The organism is Devosia sp. (assembly GCF_017744655.1).
Lineage (GTDB): Bacteria > Pseudomonadota > Alphaproteobacteria > Rhizobiales > Devosiaceae > Devosia.
The window spans coordinates 955,942-972,386 of the sequence record NZ_JAGIAW010000001.1; the positions used below are offsets into that span (position 1 = coordinate 955,942).

Below are 16,445 nucleotides of genomic sequence, written 5' to 3' on the forward strand. Positions count from 1 at the left end.
CCCCGCGAAAGCGGGGATTTCTGTTTCCAGACGCTGTCCCGCACTTCCCCACTCTTTCCGTCGTCATTGCCGGGCTTGTCCCGGCAATCCATCTCCCCTCCGCCGGGGACTACCGGGGCAAGCCGGGTAGTGACGACCAATGAGAGATCGCGCCACAGTGGTGGTTAGGCAAACTGCGAACCTTCCTTCGCCTTCACCTTATCCTTCGGCCTGAACCGCAGCGCCGACCACTCGCCGTCCAACGCCACGGCACGCACCGGGCGCAGCCCTTTGGCCTCCAGCGGTTCCCAACCCAGATCCCGGGTCAGGCCCGCCTCCTTGCCCACCTCGCCCTTCCGGTAGGCCATCCAAAGCAGTCCATCCGGCGGCAGCTCCGCCAGGATTCGCGGCACCATGGCCTCCACCTCCGCCGGCCCCGCAAAACAGGCTAAAACCCCATCGTAGTAGGAATCGCCATGCACCGGCTCCACCTCGGCGCCGGCGGTGATTTCCTCGGCGATTTCCTGTGGTACATTGATCAGCCAGAGCTTGGTCCCAGCCTTGATCTGCAGCCGGTGCAGCAATTCGGTCGGTGTGGTCATCTGTCTGTCTCCATCCGCCTCTATATGCTTGACAACTTCCCGCAAATCCGTAGGTTGCGCCCAAATTCCGGCGCTGCCTTGGCTCGCGGCGCCTTTTCGTTTTGACAAGGACTACGAAAATGGCAAAAGCCGCCACCATCAAGATCAAGCTCGTGTCGACTGCCGATACCGGCTACTTCTACGTGACCAAGAAGAACGCCCGTACCCAGACTGAAAAGCTGGCATTCAAGAAGTACGATCCGGTCGTTCGCAAGCACGTCGAATTCAAGGAAGCCAAGATCAAGTAATCCGATCTAGCTCTTCTAAGCGTTTGAAAGGCCCTGCACTAGCGTGCGGGGCCTTTCCGCATTTGGGGTAACCAAATCGGCGAAACGCTGATCTCGACGCTAACAGTCTGTCAGCATCGAGGGACAAGTCCAGAGCGATTTGAGGAGGAGAGTGGCTGGTCCGGAGCGGTACGTCGAAGAGGCCACTCTCACCGCATCCGGACCAACCGCCCTACGGGACTCAGGAGTTGCGGCGGACCTGAGAAAAGCCGTAGGGAGCTCGGAGGCACCAGTCGTTTATGACCGTCGCCATCTGAAACTCACCCTACAATGGACCGGGGGAAACTCAAGGAAATCCAGTCAAAAGCGACCGATAACCGTTTGTTAATTATAACAGATAACCCTAACGCGCGGCATTTTATCAAGCCGCGTCGAGGATTACTCGATTGCGGCCCTCGCGCTTGGCGCGGTAGAGCGCCAAATCGGCCCGCTTGATCAGGCTTTCCGCGGTATCGGACAAGCTCTCGTTGAATGAGACGCCAACGGACACGGTCACCGTAAGCAGCTTCTGACCATTGATTTCAAAGGTCTTTTCGCCGACTGCCTGTCGCACGCGCTCGGCCACCAGCTCGGCATTGCTGACGTCCGTATCGGGCATCAGCACCACGAATTCCTCGCCGCCAAACCGACAAGCCAGATCGACCCCGCGGATATTGCGTTTCATCCGCGCCGAGAATTCCTTGAGCACCACGTCGCCGACGTCGTGCCCATAGGTATCGTTGACCGATTTGAAGTGGTCGATATCGAGGATCATCACCGCCAGGTTGCGTTCCTGCTCCTGGGCTTTGCTGAGCAAGACATTGAGATGTCTATCGAAATAGCGACGATTGTAGAGGCCGGTGAGGTCGTCCGTCACCGCCATGGCGATGGAATTGTTGACGCTTTCGCGCAGCTCCATCGCATAGCGATGCCGCCGAATCTGAGTACGCACCCGGGCCTTCAGCTCGTTCCGCTCGATCGGCCGGCTGATGAAATCGTTGACCCCGAGATCCAGCGCCCGCACCACGCGGGGCTTGTCGCCGTCGTCGGCCATCAGGATGATCGGCAGGTTCCGCGAATGCTCCACAGTCCGGATTTGTGACGCCACCCGCAGCGGGTCAAAATCGTTGAGCGACATGCTCACCAGCGCCAATTCATATTGTGCGCCAGTCACTTGGAAGACGGCGTCGGCCGGCTCGAGCAGGAGTTCGACCTTGTGTTCTTCCGAGAGATAGCCCTGCACGCGCTCGGCGTGGCGCTTGTCGGTGTCGATGATCAGCACCTTCCCGCCCTGTGCCGAAATGGTGTCCATCGCCCGCATGGCGTCCTCGATCGCCAGTTGCTGGCCGGTCAAGGCACGAGCCCGCAATTCGTCCGTCAGGGACTTGAGCCGCGCCAGACTTTTGACGCGCGCCATCAGTTGCATGTCGTCGACAGGCTTGGTCAGGAAATCGTCCGCACCAGCCTCAAGGCCCTTCACGCGGTCGGAAGGCTGGTCGAGCGCCGTGATCATCAGCACCGGCACATGATGCGTGCGCGGGTTGGACTTCAGGCGGCGACAGACCTCAAAACCGTCCATCACCGGCATCATCACATCCAGAAGGATGATGTCGACGTCGGTTCCTTCAAGGATTTCAAGCGCTTCCGGCCCGGAATTGGCGGTGAGAACTTCGAAATATTCAGCGGTGAGCCGCGCTTCGAGCAGCCGAACATTCGTCGGAATGTCGTCGACAATCAGAACGCGCGCCGTCACCGCATATCCCCCAAGCAAACCAATTTATCCCGATGCCGCACCGGCCACCGGGAAAGCACCGCCGAACCGCCTGATACCTCCAGCGTCGTCAGGCAGGTCCAATATATTGGGCAATGGTTTCCAGAAAATGAGCCACGGAGATAGGTTTCGAAATGTAACCCTCGCACCCGCCTTGCAAAATCCGCTCCTCGTCGCCCTTCATGGCAAAGGCCGTAACGGCGATGACGGGAATATGGGCGAGCTGCTCGTCGTCCTTGAGCCATTTGGTGACAACAAGGCCCGATACTTCCGGCAATTGGATATCCATGAGGATCAGGTCGGGCATGTGCGCCCGCGCCAGATCCAGCGCTTCAAGGCCATTGCGGGTCTGGATGACCCTGTAGCCGCGCGATTCGAGCAGATCGTTGAAGAGCTTCATGTTGAGCTCGTTGTCTTCCACGATCATGACTGTCTTGGACATTGGTCCTCACTTGCGTGCCTGTGGCACCGGTACTTTCCCCGGTCCCAGCACCACGGCCCTTCGCTTCCCCGTCGCCATGGGGTATCATTCAATCCGTTACAAAACCTCAAATGAGGCCAAGACTTGCCGCTCGCGAAACCGTCATCGTTGGACCTCGAAGAGGTCGCCGGGGCCTGCCTCGGTTACCTTGCCGAAAATCCCGATGAACTGCTGGCTTTCATGCAGCATGCCGGGCTCGATCCGCAATCCCTTCGTTCCGCAATCGGCACGAAGCGGCTGCAAACCGGGCTCGTCGACTATTTTGCCGCAAACGAACCGATTCTGCTCGCCCTCTGCGCGAATACCGGCATGAACCCGGAATCGTTCATGCGCCTCTGGTACAAGCTCAACCCCAACGGATGATCCAACGCGATGGATTGGCTGTGCCGCGACTGCCTCAGTTCCGGAACGGCGGCGGCTGAACCCCGCCGCTGTCCGCAATGCGGCTCGCCCCGAATCCGCAGCCATTCCGAGCTCTTCGGCCTCTCCATCGCCCATGTCGACTGCGACGCCTTCTACGCCTCGGTGGAAAAACGTGACGACCCAAGCCTGCGTGACCGTCCGCTGATCATCGGCGGCGGTGTTCGAGGCGTCGTCTCCACTTGCTGCTATATCGCCCGCCAATCCGGCGTTCGCTCGGCCATGCCGATGTATAGGGCGCGCGAGCTTTGCCCGGACGCGGTGATCATCAAGCCCAACATGGCCAAGTATGTGGAGGTCAGCCGCCAGATCCGCCGCTATATGGATACGCTGACGCCGCTGGTCGAACCTCTTTCGATCGATGAAGCCTTCCTCGATCTCACTGGCACCGAGAAAGTCCACAAGGCGCCCCCTGCCCTGACCCTGGCCCGCTTTGCCCGCACCATCGAGCAGGAGGTGGGTGTCACCATTTCCGTCGGCCTCAGCCACAACAAATTCCTCGCCAAGGTTTCCTCAGACCTCGATAAACCCCGCGGCTTTGCCGTCATCGGCGCCGCCGAAACCCTGTCGTTCCTGGCGCCCAAGCCGATCAGCCTGATCTTCGGCGTCGGCAAGGTCTTTTCCGAGACGTTGAAGAAGGACGGCTATCACACCATCGGCCAGTTGCAGGACGCTGATCCCATCCAGCTCATGCATCTCTACGGCGAATCGGGCGCGCGCCTGGCGCGGCTTTCCCGCGGAGAGGATAGTCGCCGGGTTTCTATCGACGGCGAGATGAAGACGGTTTCCTCGGAAACCACATTCAACAGTGATCTCGCAACGCTCGAAGAGCTTTCCACCGAACTGCTTCACTGTTGCGAACGCCTTTCCGAGCGTCTCAAATCCAAGAACATCGTCGGCGACACGGTGACGCTCAAGCTCAAGACAGCAGGATTTAAGTTGCGCACGCGCGCCCGACACCTGATGATGCCGACACAGCTCGCCAATGTGCTCTACGAGGCAGGACTGAACCTGCTGCAGCGTGAGGCCGATGGCACGCCGTTCCGCTTGATCGGCATCGGCATTTCGGGCATCGAAGCGGCCGACGGGTCCGATCCGACGGACCTGCTCGAGCCGCAGGTTGCCCGCAAGGCGGCGGCGGAACGGGCCATGGACCGCGTGCGCACCCGCTTTGGCCGCACGGCCGTCGTCCGCGGCAAACTCTACACCAACCGGACCGAAGCCAGTTCGGCTCCGGCATCCGAAGAAGAAGCAGAAGACCTGGAAGGCAAGACCAGATGACCGATCCGATCCAAAAGCTCCGCGAATATGGCTACGAACTGCCCGCCCCCAAGGCGCCGGTCGCAAGCTATGTGCCCGTTACCCGCAGCGGCAATCTCCTTTACGTCTCGGGCCAGATTTCGACCGGTGAGAATGGCGTCGTGGGTGGTCGCCTGGGCGACACGATGAACGTCCAGCAAGGCGGCAACGCCGCCGAACTCGCCATCCTCAACGTCCTCTCGCACATCGTCTATTCCGCCGGCATTCCGCTGCAGGACATCAAGAAAATCCTGAAGCTGACGGTTCTCGTTTGCTCCGACACTGAATTCACCGAACAGCATCTTGTTGCCAATGGCGCATCGAACCTGCTGGTCGGCATTTTGGGTGACAAGGGCAAGCATGCCCGCGCCGCCTTCGGCGTTACCTCGCTGCCCTTCGGCGCGGCGGTGGAAATCGACGCCGTCGTCGAAGTCTGACGCCTATCTGTAATTGCACTGTCACGGAGGCGTGCGAACCGGACGCCTCCGATTTCACGGCAGATTGTCATGACCGCACCGCTCTTTCCCCGTCCCGTTGCCCATCGTGGCCTGCACGACCGCGCCAATGGCGTGATCGAAAACAGCGCAAGCGCCTTTGCGGCCGCTATTGCGGGCAATTTCGCCATTGAATGCGATCTGCAGCTCACCAGCGACGGCCATGCGGTCGTCTTCCACGATGAAAAGCTCGAACGCCTGACCGGCGAAACCGGTCTCGTCAGCGACCGCACCCTCGCCGAGATGACGAGCCTGAAACTGCTCGACAGTGCCGCAGGCGATCGCCCGCAGACCTTCGACGCTTTCCTCGAACAGATTTCCGGTCGTGCCCTGCTCCAGGTCGAGCTCAAGCACCAGCCGAGCCTCGAAGCCACGCGTCGCCTGGCCGCCATCGCCGCCGAAGCGCTCGCCAAATATTCCGGTCCGACCACCGTCGAATCCTTTGATCCGCGCCTCATCACCCTCATCCGCGAATACGGCTTTGCCGGCCCGCGGGGCATCATCACCTATGATTATGAGGGCGAAGACTATCCGCCGGGGATCACCGAGGATGAGCGCTACACGATGCGCCATCTGCTGCACTGGCACGAGACGCAGTTCGACTTCATTTCCTGCGACAAGAGCGCGCTGACCTTGCCTGCGATCACTTTCTGGCGCGCCCTCGGCAAGCCGGTGACCGCCTGGACGATCCGGTCTAAGGTTGAAGCGGAGGCCGCGGCCCCCTACATCGACCAGATCGTGTTCGAAGGGTTCAACCCGGACAGTGTCTCCTAAAGAGCTTTCAGCAACTATCCATCCCTCCACGGCGTCTATATCCGCCGAGCAGTGGAATTCCCTTGTGCCGGGCACCAATGGCGTGCCCGACAATCCTTTCCTCGATCATGCCTTCTTTCTGGCGCTCGAAGAATCGGGTTGCGCCACTGGCCGCACCGGCTGGCAGCCCCAGCACATCCTCATGAAGGACGAGACAGGCAACGCTGTCGGTCTCCTGCCGCTATTCCTGAAAACCCATTCCATGGGCGAATATGTCTTCGACCACGGCTGGGCCCAGGCGCTGGAGCGCGCCGGCGGGCACTATTACCCCAAGCTTCAGGGTTCCGTGCCTTTCACCCCTGTAACCGCCTCCAAGCTGCTGGTTCCGTCCGACAGCCTGCAAATCCGGGCCGCGCTGCTCTCGACCGCCGAAGAACTGGCGCGCCAGCGCAATGCCTCCTCCGTGCACCTCACCTTCCTGCCCGACGAAGATGCCGCGACGGCCAATGCGGCGGACTGGCTGAGCCGGGTGGACACCCAGTTTCACTGGCACAACGAGGACTTTCCCAGCTTCGACGCCTTCCTCGAAACCCTCTCGTCGCGAAAACGCAAGGTCATCCGCCGCGAGCGCCGCGACGCACTGGCCGACGGCATCACCATTCGCTGGCTCCGCGGCAATGACATCAAAGAGCATCATTGGGATGCCTTCTTCGATTTCTACGAAGACACCGGCGCGCGAAAATGGGGCCAGCCCTATCTCAACCGGAAATTCTTCTCCCTGCTCGGCCAATACATGGCCGAACGCGTGCTGCTGATCTTTGCCTATGCGGGCGATGAGCCCATTGCCGGCGCTATCAATTTCATCGGCAAAGACCGCCTCTATGGCCGCAATTGGGGCGCTACACGCGAAGTGCCCTTCCTCCATTTCGAAGTCTGCTACTATCAGGCCATCGACTACGCCATCGCCCATGGCCTGAAGGTGGTCGAAGCCGGCGCCCAGGGCGAACACAAGCTGGCGCGGGGCTACACCCCCGTTGCCACGCATTCAGCGCATTGGATCGCCCATCCAGGTCTGCGCGATGCAGTCGCCGAGTATCTCAACGCCGAGCGCCCCGCCGTCGAACGGGAACAAGAGGCGCTGGAAGGGTTTACACCGTTCCGGAGAGGTGAGAGGCAGGAGCGTTAGCCCCGGGCAGTCGAGTGTGTTAAGGAAGCTCCGTCCAACTGCACAGGAACCGGGAACCAATGGATTTTTGGGACGTCGTAGCCTTCTTTCTCGAAGCCCTTCTCGTCTTCATTGTGGCCACGACCCTGTTCGATACCCTGCATTGGCTCCTGCACCGCTGGGAAAACTCGAAGATCCCGCTCCTGCGCACTTTCTCATCATGGCACTGGGTTCACCACAAGTTCCTGGGCCTCGACATGCAGATCAATCCGGCCTATGCGCGGCAGAACATCTGGTTCCACGTGCTTCCCGAATATCTCACGTCTATGATTGCTATCGCTCTGTTTTTGCTGGCGATTCCGTGGCAACCCGTAGCGGTGGTTGCCGTAATCCGCACCGTTATGTTCATCCTGACGCTGCGCGAAGAGGGACTGGACTACAACCACATGTCCATGGACCGCGTGGGCGGCAAGCAGGGTTTGTTGTGGGTCAACAACAACTACCACGCCATGCATCACGTCTATCCCCACAACTTCTTCTCGTCATTCGCCAATACCTTTGATCTCCTCGTCGGCACGACCTGCCAGATCGCTGGCCGCCGTTTCCTTGTCACTGGCGCAAGCGGCGCCTTTGGCTCGGCAATGGTCAAAGCGCTCGAGAAGCGGGGCGCCATTGTCGAAGTGGCGAAGTCCGGCGTCGATTTCTCAGCGGGGAACTACGCTGGCCTGGATGAAAAGCTGGCGCGGGCCGATGTTCTTATTCTTTCACATGGTGCCAAGTCGAAGGATTGTTGGAACGCCAACTACGTCACGTTCCGCGACCTGACCGAACGCTTCACTACCATCGGCAAGGATCGGCTGATGGCGCCTGAGGTCTGGGCTCTAGGCTCCGAAGTCGAATTCCACGGCGATATGGGCCTCGACGAACTTCGTGAGTACTCAGCCTCGAAGCGCGCATTCGCCGCACGTGCGCGCAGCTACTACCGCTCCGACGATCTCATCTACCGACACATCGTGCCGTCTTCCTTCACCTCGGCCATGGGCAAGGGTGCCATGTCGGCAGAAACGGCGGTGAACATAGCCTTCTTCTTCATCACGCGTGGCATCAGATATGTGCCTGTCACGTTGACAGGCCTTGCACTGCTGAACTTCTTCCGCTTCCGCTACGCCAACAATGCCGGTGATGAAACGCTGGCGGCAGCCGAATAATACGAGAGGCCAATGACCTACGATCCGACGAATATCTTTGCAAAGATCCTCAAGGGCGAACTGCCTTGCCACAAGGTTTTTGAGAACGACACCGCTCTCGTCATGATGGACATTTTTCCGCAGTCGAGGGGTCACACACTGGTTATTCCCAAGGCTGCATCGCGTAACCTGCTGGATGCGGATCCGGCTGATCTCGCCGTTGTCATTCCGCTGGTACAGCGAGTTGCCAAGGCGGTTCAGACCGCCACCAAAGCCGACGGCCTGCGCGTCGCACAGTTCAATGAAGCTCCGGCAGGTCAGACGGTCTTCCACCTGCATTTCCACATCATCCCCGCTTATGAAGGCGTAGCTATGGGCGCCCATGCCACCGGCCGCGCCGATGACGAAGAACTGGCTCAACTGGCCAAGCACATCGCAGCCGCGCTGTAGCCACCCGAAAACACCAAAAAATCCAAGACTCTTGCGGAACATAGGTGGAACACATATAGTCGTTCCGTCTATGTTCCGATTCTGGGGTCGCCGGGCAATGCTGACGCGCAAACAACACGAACTTCTCATGTTCATTCATGAACGCATGAAGGAAAGCGGCATTCCGCCGTCCTTCGATGAAATGAAGGATGCGCTCGATCTCGCCTCCAAGTCCGGCATTCATCGGCTGATCACCGCGCTTGAAGAACGTGGCTTCATCCGCCGCCTGCCCAACCGGGCCCGAGCGTTGGAAGTGGTAAAGCTCCCAGACTCGATGAACCCGTCGCTTGGGGGACGCAAGGCGCGCTTCGAGCCCGCAGTCATCGAAGGCAATCTGGGCAAGGTCGCTTCGCCCCCCGCGCGCAGCACCGACGACTATGCCCGCCCGATCTCGATTCCGGTCATGGGCCGCATTGCCGCCGGTACACCGATCGAGGCGATCCAGAGCCATTCCCACACGATCGCCGTCCCCCCGGAAATGCTCGGCGCTGGCGAACATTATGCGCTCGAAGTGCGCGGCGACTCGATGATCGAGGCCGGCATTTTCGACGGCGACACCGTGCTCATCAAGAAGCAGGACACGGCGTCCACGGGCGAGATCATCGTCGCCTTGGTCGATGATGAAGAAGCCACCCTCAAGCGCCTGCGTCGCAAGGGCAATACGGTCGCCCTCGAAGCCGCCAATCCTGCCTATGAAACCCGTATCTTCCCGCCGGACCGCGTAAAAGTTCAGGGTCGGCTCGTTGGTCTCCTGCGGAAATATTGATGAGCGGGGCCGCCACACCTGAAGCGGCGATGGCGGCTTATGCCGAGCTGATCAATCGACACGATTTCGCGCTGCTGATCCCGCTGATCGATCCCAAAGCCAGCTTCTGGTTCAGCTCCGGCACTTACGAGGGCCATGAAGCGGCGCGCGACGCCTTCGAACGTACCTGGCAACGTCTTGCCGACGAGACCTATTGGCTAGAAGACCTTCGCTGGATTGCCAGGAGTGCCGAAGCCGCCAGTTGCATTTACCGCTTCCACTGGCGCGCGACCATCGAGGGCCAGGTCGTAGAAGGCAAGGGCCGCGGAACGACGGTTCTCGCCATGGGAGAGAGTGGCTGGCATATTGTGCATGAGCACCTGAGCGCTTTCCCGGAATGAATGAAAGCGCTCCACAAGCCGGCATACGCGGTTGGGAACACCACTGCTAAAGCAAGGCTCTTATGGCACTGGGGTTCGACCCACGACGAGCGGTGGGCTATGCTCCTGATGTCGCGAGGCGAACTAAATAGCAAAATTTAAGCCGATTTTTAGCGCCGTCGCGCATCCTTTGGCCTGACTCTTGGCTGTCTAGTTGGAGGCGAGGACCGCGATGCGCATCAGCACGATCACCAATTGGGCCTATGCCTTGACTGTGGGACTGACCTTGTTGTCAGGCGGCTCCTTCATCATTGCAACGCATTACGCGGATCGCGAGCGCGATGCCCTCGATACCGCATGGAAGATCGATGAAAGCGTCGAAATGCTGGCCCGGGCAGCCGAGCTAACCACTGAAGACGCTAGACTTTTCGTTTTTACGGGCGAGCAGCGCTACCTCGAGGCATTTCGGGCGACTCTCGCGGAAGAGCGGGAGCGGGAACGCGCCATTCGCGTGTTGAGGGAAAAGGGACTGCCCGAAGAGGAGGCGGCGGCGCTTCGTGCGGTAGAAACAAAAGCCGAAATTCTCGATGCGATCGAAGAGCAGGCAGTCGCAGACTTCGCCAATGGCGCCGAGGATCAGGCCAAAGCGGCTCTTTTTTCTCCCGAGCACGAGGAGGCGCAATTCGGCCTCCTGAACAGCGTTAGCCATTTTGTCGATCTCGTCGCGCTGCGAACGCGCGGGGAAGTAGAACGGGCCAGCGCACAGGCGGGGCTTTGGGGCACGATCGCCAAGTCGATGCTCGCGCTGACGGCTCTCGTGTTCCTCTGCGTGCTCTATTTCGTCCTGACGCGGCGCGTGACCCGGCCTTTGCTGCGCATGAGCGACGTTGTGCAACGCCTTGCCCGGCAAGACTACGATGTTCAGCTTCTCTCGGATGGGCGTCGCGACGAAATTGGCGACATGAATGAGGCCATCCAGATATTTCGCGACAATGGACTTGAGCGGGAGCGTCTCGATGCCGAGCGCCGCAAGGACCAGCGGACCAAAGATCAGATTCTTCAATTGATGCATCGGCTCCAGGCCTGCCGCCAGGAAGGAGAATTGGCGCCCGTGGTGGCCCTGTTTGCTTCGCAGCTCTTTCCGGATCTGTCCGGCCATCTCTTCATCATGAACACCGGTCGGACGGCGCTGGTCGCCAAAAGCAGTTGGGGCACTCCCACCCTGTCGGGCGAAGAGTTTGCCGCCCTCGAATGCTGGGGCATTCGAAGGGGCCGTGCGCATCTCAGCGACGGTGCAAATAACGACGTCCGGTGCCTTCACCTTAGGGAACAGGAGGCGAGTTCCGCGCTTTGCGTCCCGCTCTCCGCTCGTGGAGACACCGTCGGGGCCCTCTATTTCGAAGAGGCCGAAGGTGGCACCGCCCTGGACAATGCCCGAACATATGTCGAGCTGATCGCGGAAAATTTGGCTTTGGCGATTGCCAATCTTCAACTGCGGGATCGACTGGCCAACCTCGCCGTGAGGGATCCGCTGACAGGCCTGCTCAATCGGCGCTCGCTCGATGAAAATCTGGCGGACCTAGTGCAGGAAGACAGGGATGATCCCACAGCGCTGATGATGATCGACATCGATCATTTCAAACGCTTCAACGATCAATTTGGGCATGACGCCGGCGACTTCGTCATGAGCCAGGTTGCCGCCATCATCACGAATGTCGCCGGGCATGGTGGAATAGCGCACCGCTATGGCGGAGAAGAGTTCGCGGTAATATTTCGCGAGCACGACGGCGCCGCGGCGTTACAAAAAGCAGAGGCGATAAGGCACGCCATCGAAACCGCGCCGATCGACTACCAAGGGCAGCCACTGGGAACCGTGACAGTTTCTGTCGGAGTGGCCACGACGGAGGACAACCGGCCAAAGGCGACGCTGATGCAGCGGGCCGACGCGGCGCTTTTGCAGGCCAAGTCCAGTGGCAGAAATGTGGTCGTTTGCGATTGGTCTGGTCGCGCAAACAGGCGTCTTGCATAGCGAAGCTTTGCCCCCCGGCCGGGCCGGAGGGCATGCTTGCGTATTCCGGGGACTAAGAGGCGTTCTGCCGCTCCAGCCAGCCGAGAATGGCCTTATTTGTCTCTTCCGGCTTTTCCTGCTGGATCCAGTGGCCGCAATCGAGCGTGATCACGTCCACATTCGGAACGAAGCTAGCAAGCCTGGCTGAAGGAGGAATCAGGTCGCGCGCGCCATAGATCATGAGCGTCGGTTGCCGGATGATGGGGTCAGCACCCGCCAGCAAGTGCCAGTTCCGGTCGAGGTTCCGGTACCAATTGATACTGGCCGTGAACCCGGTCTTTTCGAAGGAGGAGACAAAAACGGCAAGCTCGCTATCGCTCATCACAGGCTCGCCGAGCGGCGCTTCTGCCTTGGCGAGATTGATCATGACCATCCCCGGTTCGGGTTCCTTGAGAGGCTCGTTCTTCCGGTAGAGGTTGCGAAGGAAGCGGAGCGTATTCTCTTCCAGAATGGCGTCCGCCACGCCCGGTTGCCGGTTGAAATGAACGAAATAATGGTCGCCGCCAAATATCTGCTCCAGGAACGCGATCCAGGGTTGTTCGCCGCGCTCCTGGTACGGCAGGCTCAGATTGATGATTTTGTTGACGCGGTTGGGGTGGAGCAAGGTCAGGCCCCAGACAACCATCGCGCCCCAATCGTGACCGACAAAGGTGGCGTCGTCGTAGCCAAAATGATCCAGAAGCGCGACGAGATCACCGGACAGATGTTCAATGTCATAGGCGGTGACGTCGTCTGGAAGAGACGAGTTGCCATAGCCGCGCTGGTTCGGAACGATGACGTGGTAACCCGCGGCAGCAAGGGCCGGTATCTGACGATGCCAGGCAAAGGCATGCTCGGGCCATCCATGACAGAACACGATGGGGTTTCCCTTGTTTTCCCGCCCTGCCTCAAAGACTTCGAGGGTCACGCCATTGACTGAAATAAGGGTGGGGTTGGGAAAATCGATCGTATTGAGCATTGGTCATTCACCTTAATGGTTGTTTACGACCGCTGCCTAAAAGTGAATGGTGCCAAAATTTGACGCCATTGAATGACACCATCTCCTCATGAAAGCTCGTCTCCGACAAGACGCCATCGTGCGCAGCCTTCGCCGAAACGGCACTTCGACAATCGCGGACCTGGCAGAAAAGGTCGGCGCATCGAGGCGCACCGTATTGCGCGATATCGGCGCGCTGCGCGACGAGGGTTTTGTCATCCATTCAGAACCCGGGCGCGGCGGCGGCCTGCAGCTCGACCCGCAGTCGGTTCAGACCACGGCGCGGCTATCGGTCGCCGAGGTCTTTGCTCTGCTCATTAGCGTCGCGTCCATGCGCGCGGCGGGAAACCTGCCATTTTCTGATCTCGCCGATGCCGGGCTTGCCAAAATCGAAGCCGCTTTGCCGTCGGACAAATTGCGCGACTTGCGCCGATTTCTGGACTGCTTGCATGTCGGGCAACTTGCGCCGCAGGTGGACATATCGGACATGCGGGCAATGGACCCAACGCTGCTACCCGCGTTCGAAGCGGCATTTCTCCAGCGGCGACGCCTGCGCTTTCAATATCGCGACTCGAAAGGGGAGATCACCCACCGCAATGTTGAGCCGCAGGCCATGCTCATCCTGCCACCCCTTTGGTATTTGGTGGCGTGGGATCCAGCGCGCGTGGCCTTCCGCCATTTTCGCATGGACCGGATCAGCGTCCCGGAAATAGACGACAGCGCAACGTTTCAACGGCGGCATGTTCCCTTCGAGGATCACGTCCGCCCGGTTCGCGATCTGTCTCGCTGAACTCTGCGCTTCGGCATATCCCCAAGCCCGAAACTCTCCGCGCGATCCACCACCGCCAACGTCCCGCCGGCAAATGCCTTTCGCGGTCACCGCAAAACTTATCCCCAGGCCCTGCCCGCCGTGCCACTATCGCCCCGTTCCCACCGCAACACGCGGTACCGACGAAGTGCCGGGTGGGAAGACGGGCTGCTTGAGGTCGCTCAGGCAGGTGCGTGGATGCCGACCACCGGTCAAGCGGCAGTGAGCCCCCGTTGCATCTCAGGATGCTTCCGACGGCGAACTGGACCGTAAAACCTCAAAAGGGGACCGCTCGAGGCGTGCGCAAAAAATCCCGATCGTGGGAAGCGGCTTTCGCCTCTTTCATTTTACCTTTTTTTGGGCGAAAGCCGCTCTCCACCGTGCAACCGCACCGCCAACAAAAAGGCCGGGCGGCACTTTGTGCTGCCCGGCCTTTGGTCAAAGCGTGGTTGCGCCTCAAGCTTAGTGGTTGTCGCGCGGCAGCCCTTCGGTCTGGGCGATGCGCTGGTACTTTTCGGCGGGCTTCAGAATGGCGCCCTCACCGAGTTGGCCGACGATGCCGCGCTGAATCTCCTGCCACGGGGTCTGGTGCTTGGGGTACTTGTAGCCGCCAGCAGCTTCGAGGGCAGCGCGACGGGTCGCGATTTCCTCGGCCGAGATCAGGATATCGGCTTCGCCCTTGTTGAGGTCGATGCGCACGCGGTCGCCGGTCTTGAGGATGGCGAGATTGCCACCAGCGGCAGCTTCCGGCGAAGCGTTGAGGATCGAAGGCGAACCCGAGGTACCCGACTGGCGACCGTCACCGATACAGGCGAGCGAAGAGATGCCCTTCTTGATGAGGTAGGCCGGCGGACGCATGTTGACGACTTCGGCAGCACCCGGATAGCCGATCGGGCCGGCGCCGCGCATGAAGAGCAGCGTGTGTTCGTCGATGTCGAGCGAGGGATCGTCGATGCGGTGGTGATAGTCTTCCGGACCATCGAAGACCACCGCCTTGCCTTCGAACATGCCCGGGTGTTCCGGATTGTTCAGATAGCGATCGCGGAATTCCTGGCTGATAACCGAGGTCTTCATGATGGCGGTGTCGAAGAGATTGCCACGCAGCACGAGGAAACCGGCATCGACCTTGAGCGGCTGGTCGAACGGACGGATGACCTTCTCGTCCTGGATCGGCGTGTTGCGGCAGTTCTCGCCAATGGTCTTGCCGTTGACGGTCGGTGCGTTCTCGCGGATCAGGCCCTGCTTCATCAACTCGTTGACCACCGCCGGCACGCCGCCGGCATGGTAGTAGTCTTCGCCGAGATATTCACCGGCAGGCTGCAGGTTGACCAGCAGCGGCACCTTGTGGCCGTAGGTCTGGAAGTCCTGCAGTTCCAGTTCAACGCCGATATGCTTGGCAATGGCCTGGATGTGGATCGGCGCATTGGTCGAGCCACCGATCGCCGAGTTGACGACGATGGTGTTGATGAAGTTGTCCTTGGTGAGAATGTCGGACGGCTTCAGGTCTTCGTGCACCATGTCGACGATGCGCTTGCCGGTGCGGTAGGCCATTTCCTGACGATCGCGGTACGGCGCAGGAATCGCAGCAGAGCCCGGGAGCTGCATGCCGAGCGACTCGGCCAGCGAGTTCATCGTGGTGGCGGTGCCCATGGTGTTGCAGTAGCCGGTCGAGGGAGCGGACGAGGCGACGAGTTCGATGAACTGGGCGTAGTCTATTTCGCCGGCAGCCATCATCTGGCGGGCCTTCCAGACGATGGTGCCCGAACCGGTACGTTCGCCCTTGTGCCAGCCATTGAGCATCGGGCCGACCGACAGCGCGATCGCCGGGATGTTCACGGTGGCGGCGCCCATCAGCATGGCCGGGGTGGTCTTGTCGCAGCCGATGGTCAGCACGACACCATCGAGCGGGTAGCCATAGAGGACTTCGACGAGGCCAAGATAGGCAAGGTTGCGGTCAAGGCCGGCGGTCGGACGCTTGCCGGTTTCCTGAATGGGGTGGACCGGGAATTCGATGGCGATGCCGCCGGCTTCACGAATGCCCTCACGCACGCGTTCGGCCAGCACCATGTGGTGACGGTTGCAGGGGCTGAGATCGGAACCGGTCTGGGCGATGCCGATGATCGGCTTGCCCGATTGCAGCTCTTCGCGCGAAACGCCAAAGTTCATGTAGCGCTCGAGATAGAGAGCGGTCATGTCCGGGTTTTCGGGATTATCGAACCAAGCACGCGAGCGCAGCTTCTTTTCGGCACCGGCGCCATTGTCAGTCGTCATCGTCAAATTCCTTTTCCGTCCGCCGCAGCGAACCGTGGGGCCTTGGTTGACCCCGTTCTATCACGGCAAACGCCCGTGTGAACGGCCCCAAGCGAAAAAATCATACAATTGATCGAGGCGGTGCAACAGACCCCAGATGTGCCGGAACGCTCTGAAAATCTTACCAATCGAGGGGATCGCCAGCGCCTGCTCGGGTAGCGGGTGCAGCGGAACGCCCTGTTCAGAGCGGACGAAGCCCATTAGGGTCGCGCC

17 protein-coding genes are annotated in these 16,445 nt (G+C 60.2%); 12 read left to right on the plus strand and 5 right to left on the minus strand.

What is annotated here, in order from left to right; genetic code table 11:
- Window positions 1-164 precede the first annotated feature (164 nt).
- A complete protein-coding gene (locus J7557_RS04775; RefSeq protein ID WP_291417841.1) occupies window positions 165-581 on the minus strand; it encodes a hypothetical protein in 417 nt (138 codons plus the stop codon).
- Window positions 582-700: 119 nt separating this feature from the next.
- On the opposite strand from J7557_RS04775, the gene rpmG reads away from it, so the two are divergent.
- The gene (rpmG, locus tag J7557_RS04780) at window positions 701-868 is read left to right on the plus strand and encodes a 50S ribosomal protein L33 (RefSeq protein ID WP_035078862.1); all 168 of its coding nucleotides are present in this window, start codon (window positions 701-703) and stop codon (window positions 866-868) included.
- A gap of 400 nt (window positions 869-1,268) precedes the next feature.
- Here rpmG and J7557_RS04785 read toward each other — a convergent pair whose 3' ends face one another.
- Entirely contained in the window at window positions 1,269-2,639 is a 1,371-nt protein-coding gene (locus J7557_RS04785; protein ID WP_291417843.1) for a PleD family two-component system response regulator, read from the minus strand.
- An 88-nt stretch (window positions 2,640-2,727) separates the two neighbouring features.
- Window positions 2,728-3,099 carry a response regulator gene (locus tag J7557_RS04790; RefSeq protein WP_291417845.1) on the minus strand — a complete coding sequence of 124 codons (372 nt, stop codon included), beginning with the start codon at window positions 3,097-3,099 and terminating at the stop codon, window positions 2,728-2,730.
- Window positions 3,100-3,222: 123 nt separating this feature from the next.
- Here J7557_RS04790 and J7557_RS04795 point away from each other — a divergent pair, with 123 nt between their 5' ends.
- From J7557_RS04795 to J7557_RS04840, 10 genes are all read left to right on the plus strand, one after another.
- Window positions 3,223-3,501: a DUF3572 family protein gene (locus J7557_RS04795; protein ID WP_084587436.1), complete on the plus strand. Its 279-nt coding sequence runs from the start codon at window positions 3,223-3,225 to the stop codon at window positions 3,499-3,501.
- A 9-nt stretch (window positions 3,502-3,510) separates the two neighbouring features.
- Complete coding sequence (locus J7557_RS04800; protein WP_291417848.1) at window positions 3,511-4,839, plus strand: DNA polymerase IV; 1,329 nt, start codon at window positions 3,511-3,513, stop codon at window positions 4,837-4,839.
- The gene (locus J7557_RS04805; protein WP_291417850.1) at window positions 4,836-5,294 is read left to right on the plus strand and encodes a RidA family protein; all 459 of its coding nucleotides are present in this window, start codon (window positions 4,836-4,838) and stop codon (window positions 5,292-5,294) included. Before J7557_RS04800 ends, J7557_RS04805 begins: the two co-directional genes overlap by 4 nt.
- 69 nt (window positions 5,295-5,363) lie before the next feature.
- A complete protein-coding gene (locus J7557_RS04810; protein WP_291417852.1) occupies window positions 5,364-6,125 on the plus strand; it encodes a glycerophosphodiester phosphodiesterase family protein in 762 nt (253 codons plus the stop codon).
- Complete coding sequence (locus J7557_RS04815; protein WP_291417854.1) at window positions 6,115-7,290, plus strand: GNAT family N-acetyltransferase; 1,176 nt, start codon at window positions 6,115-6,117, stop codon at window positions 7,288-7,290. Before J7557_RS04810 ends, J7557_RS04815 begins: the two co-directional genes overlap by 11 nt.
- A gap of 59 nt (window positions 7,291-7,349) precedes the next feature.
- Entirely contained in the window at window positions 7,350-8,477 is a 1,128-nt protein-coding gene (locus tag J7557_RS04820; RefSeq protein ID WP_291417856.1) for a hypothetical protein, read from the plus strand.
- Window positions 8,478-8,489: 12 nt separating this feature from the next.
- Complete coding sequence (locus tag J7557_RS04825; RefSeq protein ID WP_291417857.1) at window positions 8,490-8,906, plus strand: HIT family protein; 417 nt, start codon at window positions 8,490-8,492, stop codon at window positions 8,904-8,906.
- Window positions 8,907-9,003: 97 nt separating this feature from the next.
- Entirely contained in the window at window positions 9,004-9,711 is a 708-nt protein-coding gene (gene lexA / locus J7557_RS04830; protein WP_035078886.1) for a transcriptional repressor LexA, read from the plus strand.
- The gene (locus J7557_RS04835) at window positions 9,711-10,091 is read left to right on the plus strand and encodes a nuclear transport factor 2 family protein (protein WP_291417861.1); all 381 of its coding nucleotides are present in this window, start codon (window positions 9,711-9,713) and stop codon (window positions 10,089-10,091) included. The genes lexA and J7557_RS04835 overlap by 1 nt, the downstream gene beginning before the upstream one ends.
- 253 nt (window positions 10,092-10,344) lie before the next feature.
- On the plus strand, window positions 10,345-12,099 hold the full coding sequence (locus tag J7557_RS04840) for a diguanylate cyclase (protein WP_367272874.1): 1,755 nt from the start codon (window positions 10,345-10,347) through the stop codon (window positions 12,097-12,099).
- A 52-nt stretch (window positions 12,100-12,151) separates the two neighbouring features.
- On the opposite strand, the gene J7557_RS04845 is transcribed toward J7557_RS04840, so the two are convergent.
- On the minus strand, window positions 12,152-13,096 hold the full coding sequence (locus J7557_RS04845; protein WP_291417864.1) for an alpha/beta hydrolase: 945 nt from the start codon (window positions 13,094-13,096) through the stop codon (window positions 12,152-12,154).
- 88 nt (window positions 13,097-13,184) lie between these two features.
- On the opposite strand from J7557_RS04845, the gene J7557_RS04850 reads away from it, so the two are divergent.
- Window positions 13,185-13,904 (plus strand): YafY family protein, encoded by a 720-nt coding sequence (locus J7557_RS04850; protein WP_291417866.1) that lies wholly within the window; start codon window positions 13,185-13,187, stop codon window positions 13,902-13,904.
- 480 nt (window positions 13,905-14,384) lie between these two features.
- Here the strand turns inward: J7557_RS04850 and J7557_RS04855 are convergent, their stop codons facing one another.
- Window positions 14,385-16,193 carry an IlvD/Edd family dehydratase gene (locus J7557_RS04855; protein ID WP_291417868.1) on the minus strand — a complete coding sequence of 603 codons (1,809 nt, stop codon included), beginning with the start codon at window positions 16,191-16,193 and terminating at the stop codon, window positions 14,385-14,387.
- Window positions 16,194-16,445 lie beyond the last annotated feature (252 nt).

Bases quoted from the DNA above. Each gene is read 5' to 3' on its own strand.
- lexA (WP_035078886.1), top strand. From the start codon at position 9,004: ATGCTGACGCGCAAACAACACGAACTTCTCATGTTCATTCATGAACGC.
- J7557_RS04835 (WP_291417861.1), top strand. From the start codon at position 9,711: ATGAGCGGGGCCGCCACACCTGAAGCGGCGATGGCGGCTTATGCCGAG.
- J7557_RS04850 (WP_291417866.1), top strand. From the start codon at position 13,185: ATGAAAGCTCGTCTCCGACAAGACGCCATCGTGCGCAGCCTTCGCCGA.
- J7557_RS04810 (WP_291417852.1), top strand. From the start codon at position 5,364: ATGACCGCACCGCTCTTTCCCCGTCCCGTTGCCCATCGTGGCCTGCAC.
- J7557_RS04775 (WP_291417841.1), bottom strand. From the start codon at position 581: ATGACCACACCGACCGAATTGCTGCACCGGCTGCAGATCAAGGCTGGG.
- J7557_RS04855 (WP_291417868.1), bottom strand. From the start codon at position 16,193: ATGACGACTGACAATGGCGCCGGTGCCGAAAAGAAGCTGCGCTCGCGT.
- J7557_RS04820 (WP_291417856.1), top strand. From the start codon at position 7,350: ATGGATTTTTGGGACGTCGTAGCCTTCTTTCTCGAAGCCCTTCTCGTC.
- J7557_RS04825 (WP_291417857.1), top strand. From the start codon at position 8,490: ATGACCTACGATCCGACGAATATCTTTGCAAAGATCCTCAAGGGCGAA.
- J7557_RS04800 (WP_291417848.1), top strand. From the start codon at position 3,511: ATGGATTGGCTGTGCCGCGACTGCCTCAGTTCCGGAACGGCGGCGGCT.
- J7557_RS04790 (WP_291417845.1), bottom strand. From the start codon at position 3,099: ATGTCCAAGACAGTCATGATCGTGGAAGACAACGAGCTCAACATGAAG.
- J7557_RS04845 (WP_291417864.1), bottom strand. From the start codon at position 13,096: ATGCTCAATACGATCGATTTTCCCAACCCCACCCTTATTTCAGTCAAT.
- J7557_RS04805 (WP_291417850.1), top strand. From the start codon at position 4,836: ATGACCGATCCGATCCAAAAGCTCCGCGAATATGGCTACGAACTGCCC.
- rpmG (WP_035078862.1), top strand. From the start codon at position 701: ATGGCAAAAGCCGCCACCATCAAGATCAAGCTCGTGTCGACTGCCGAT.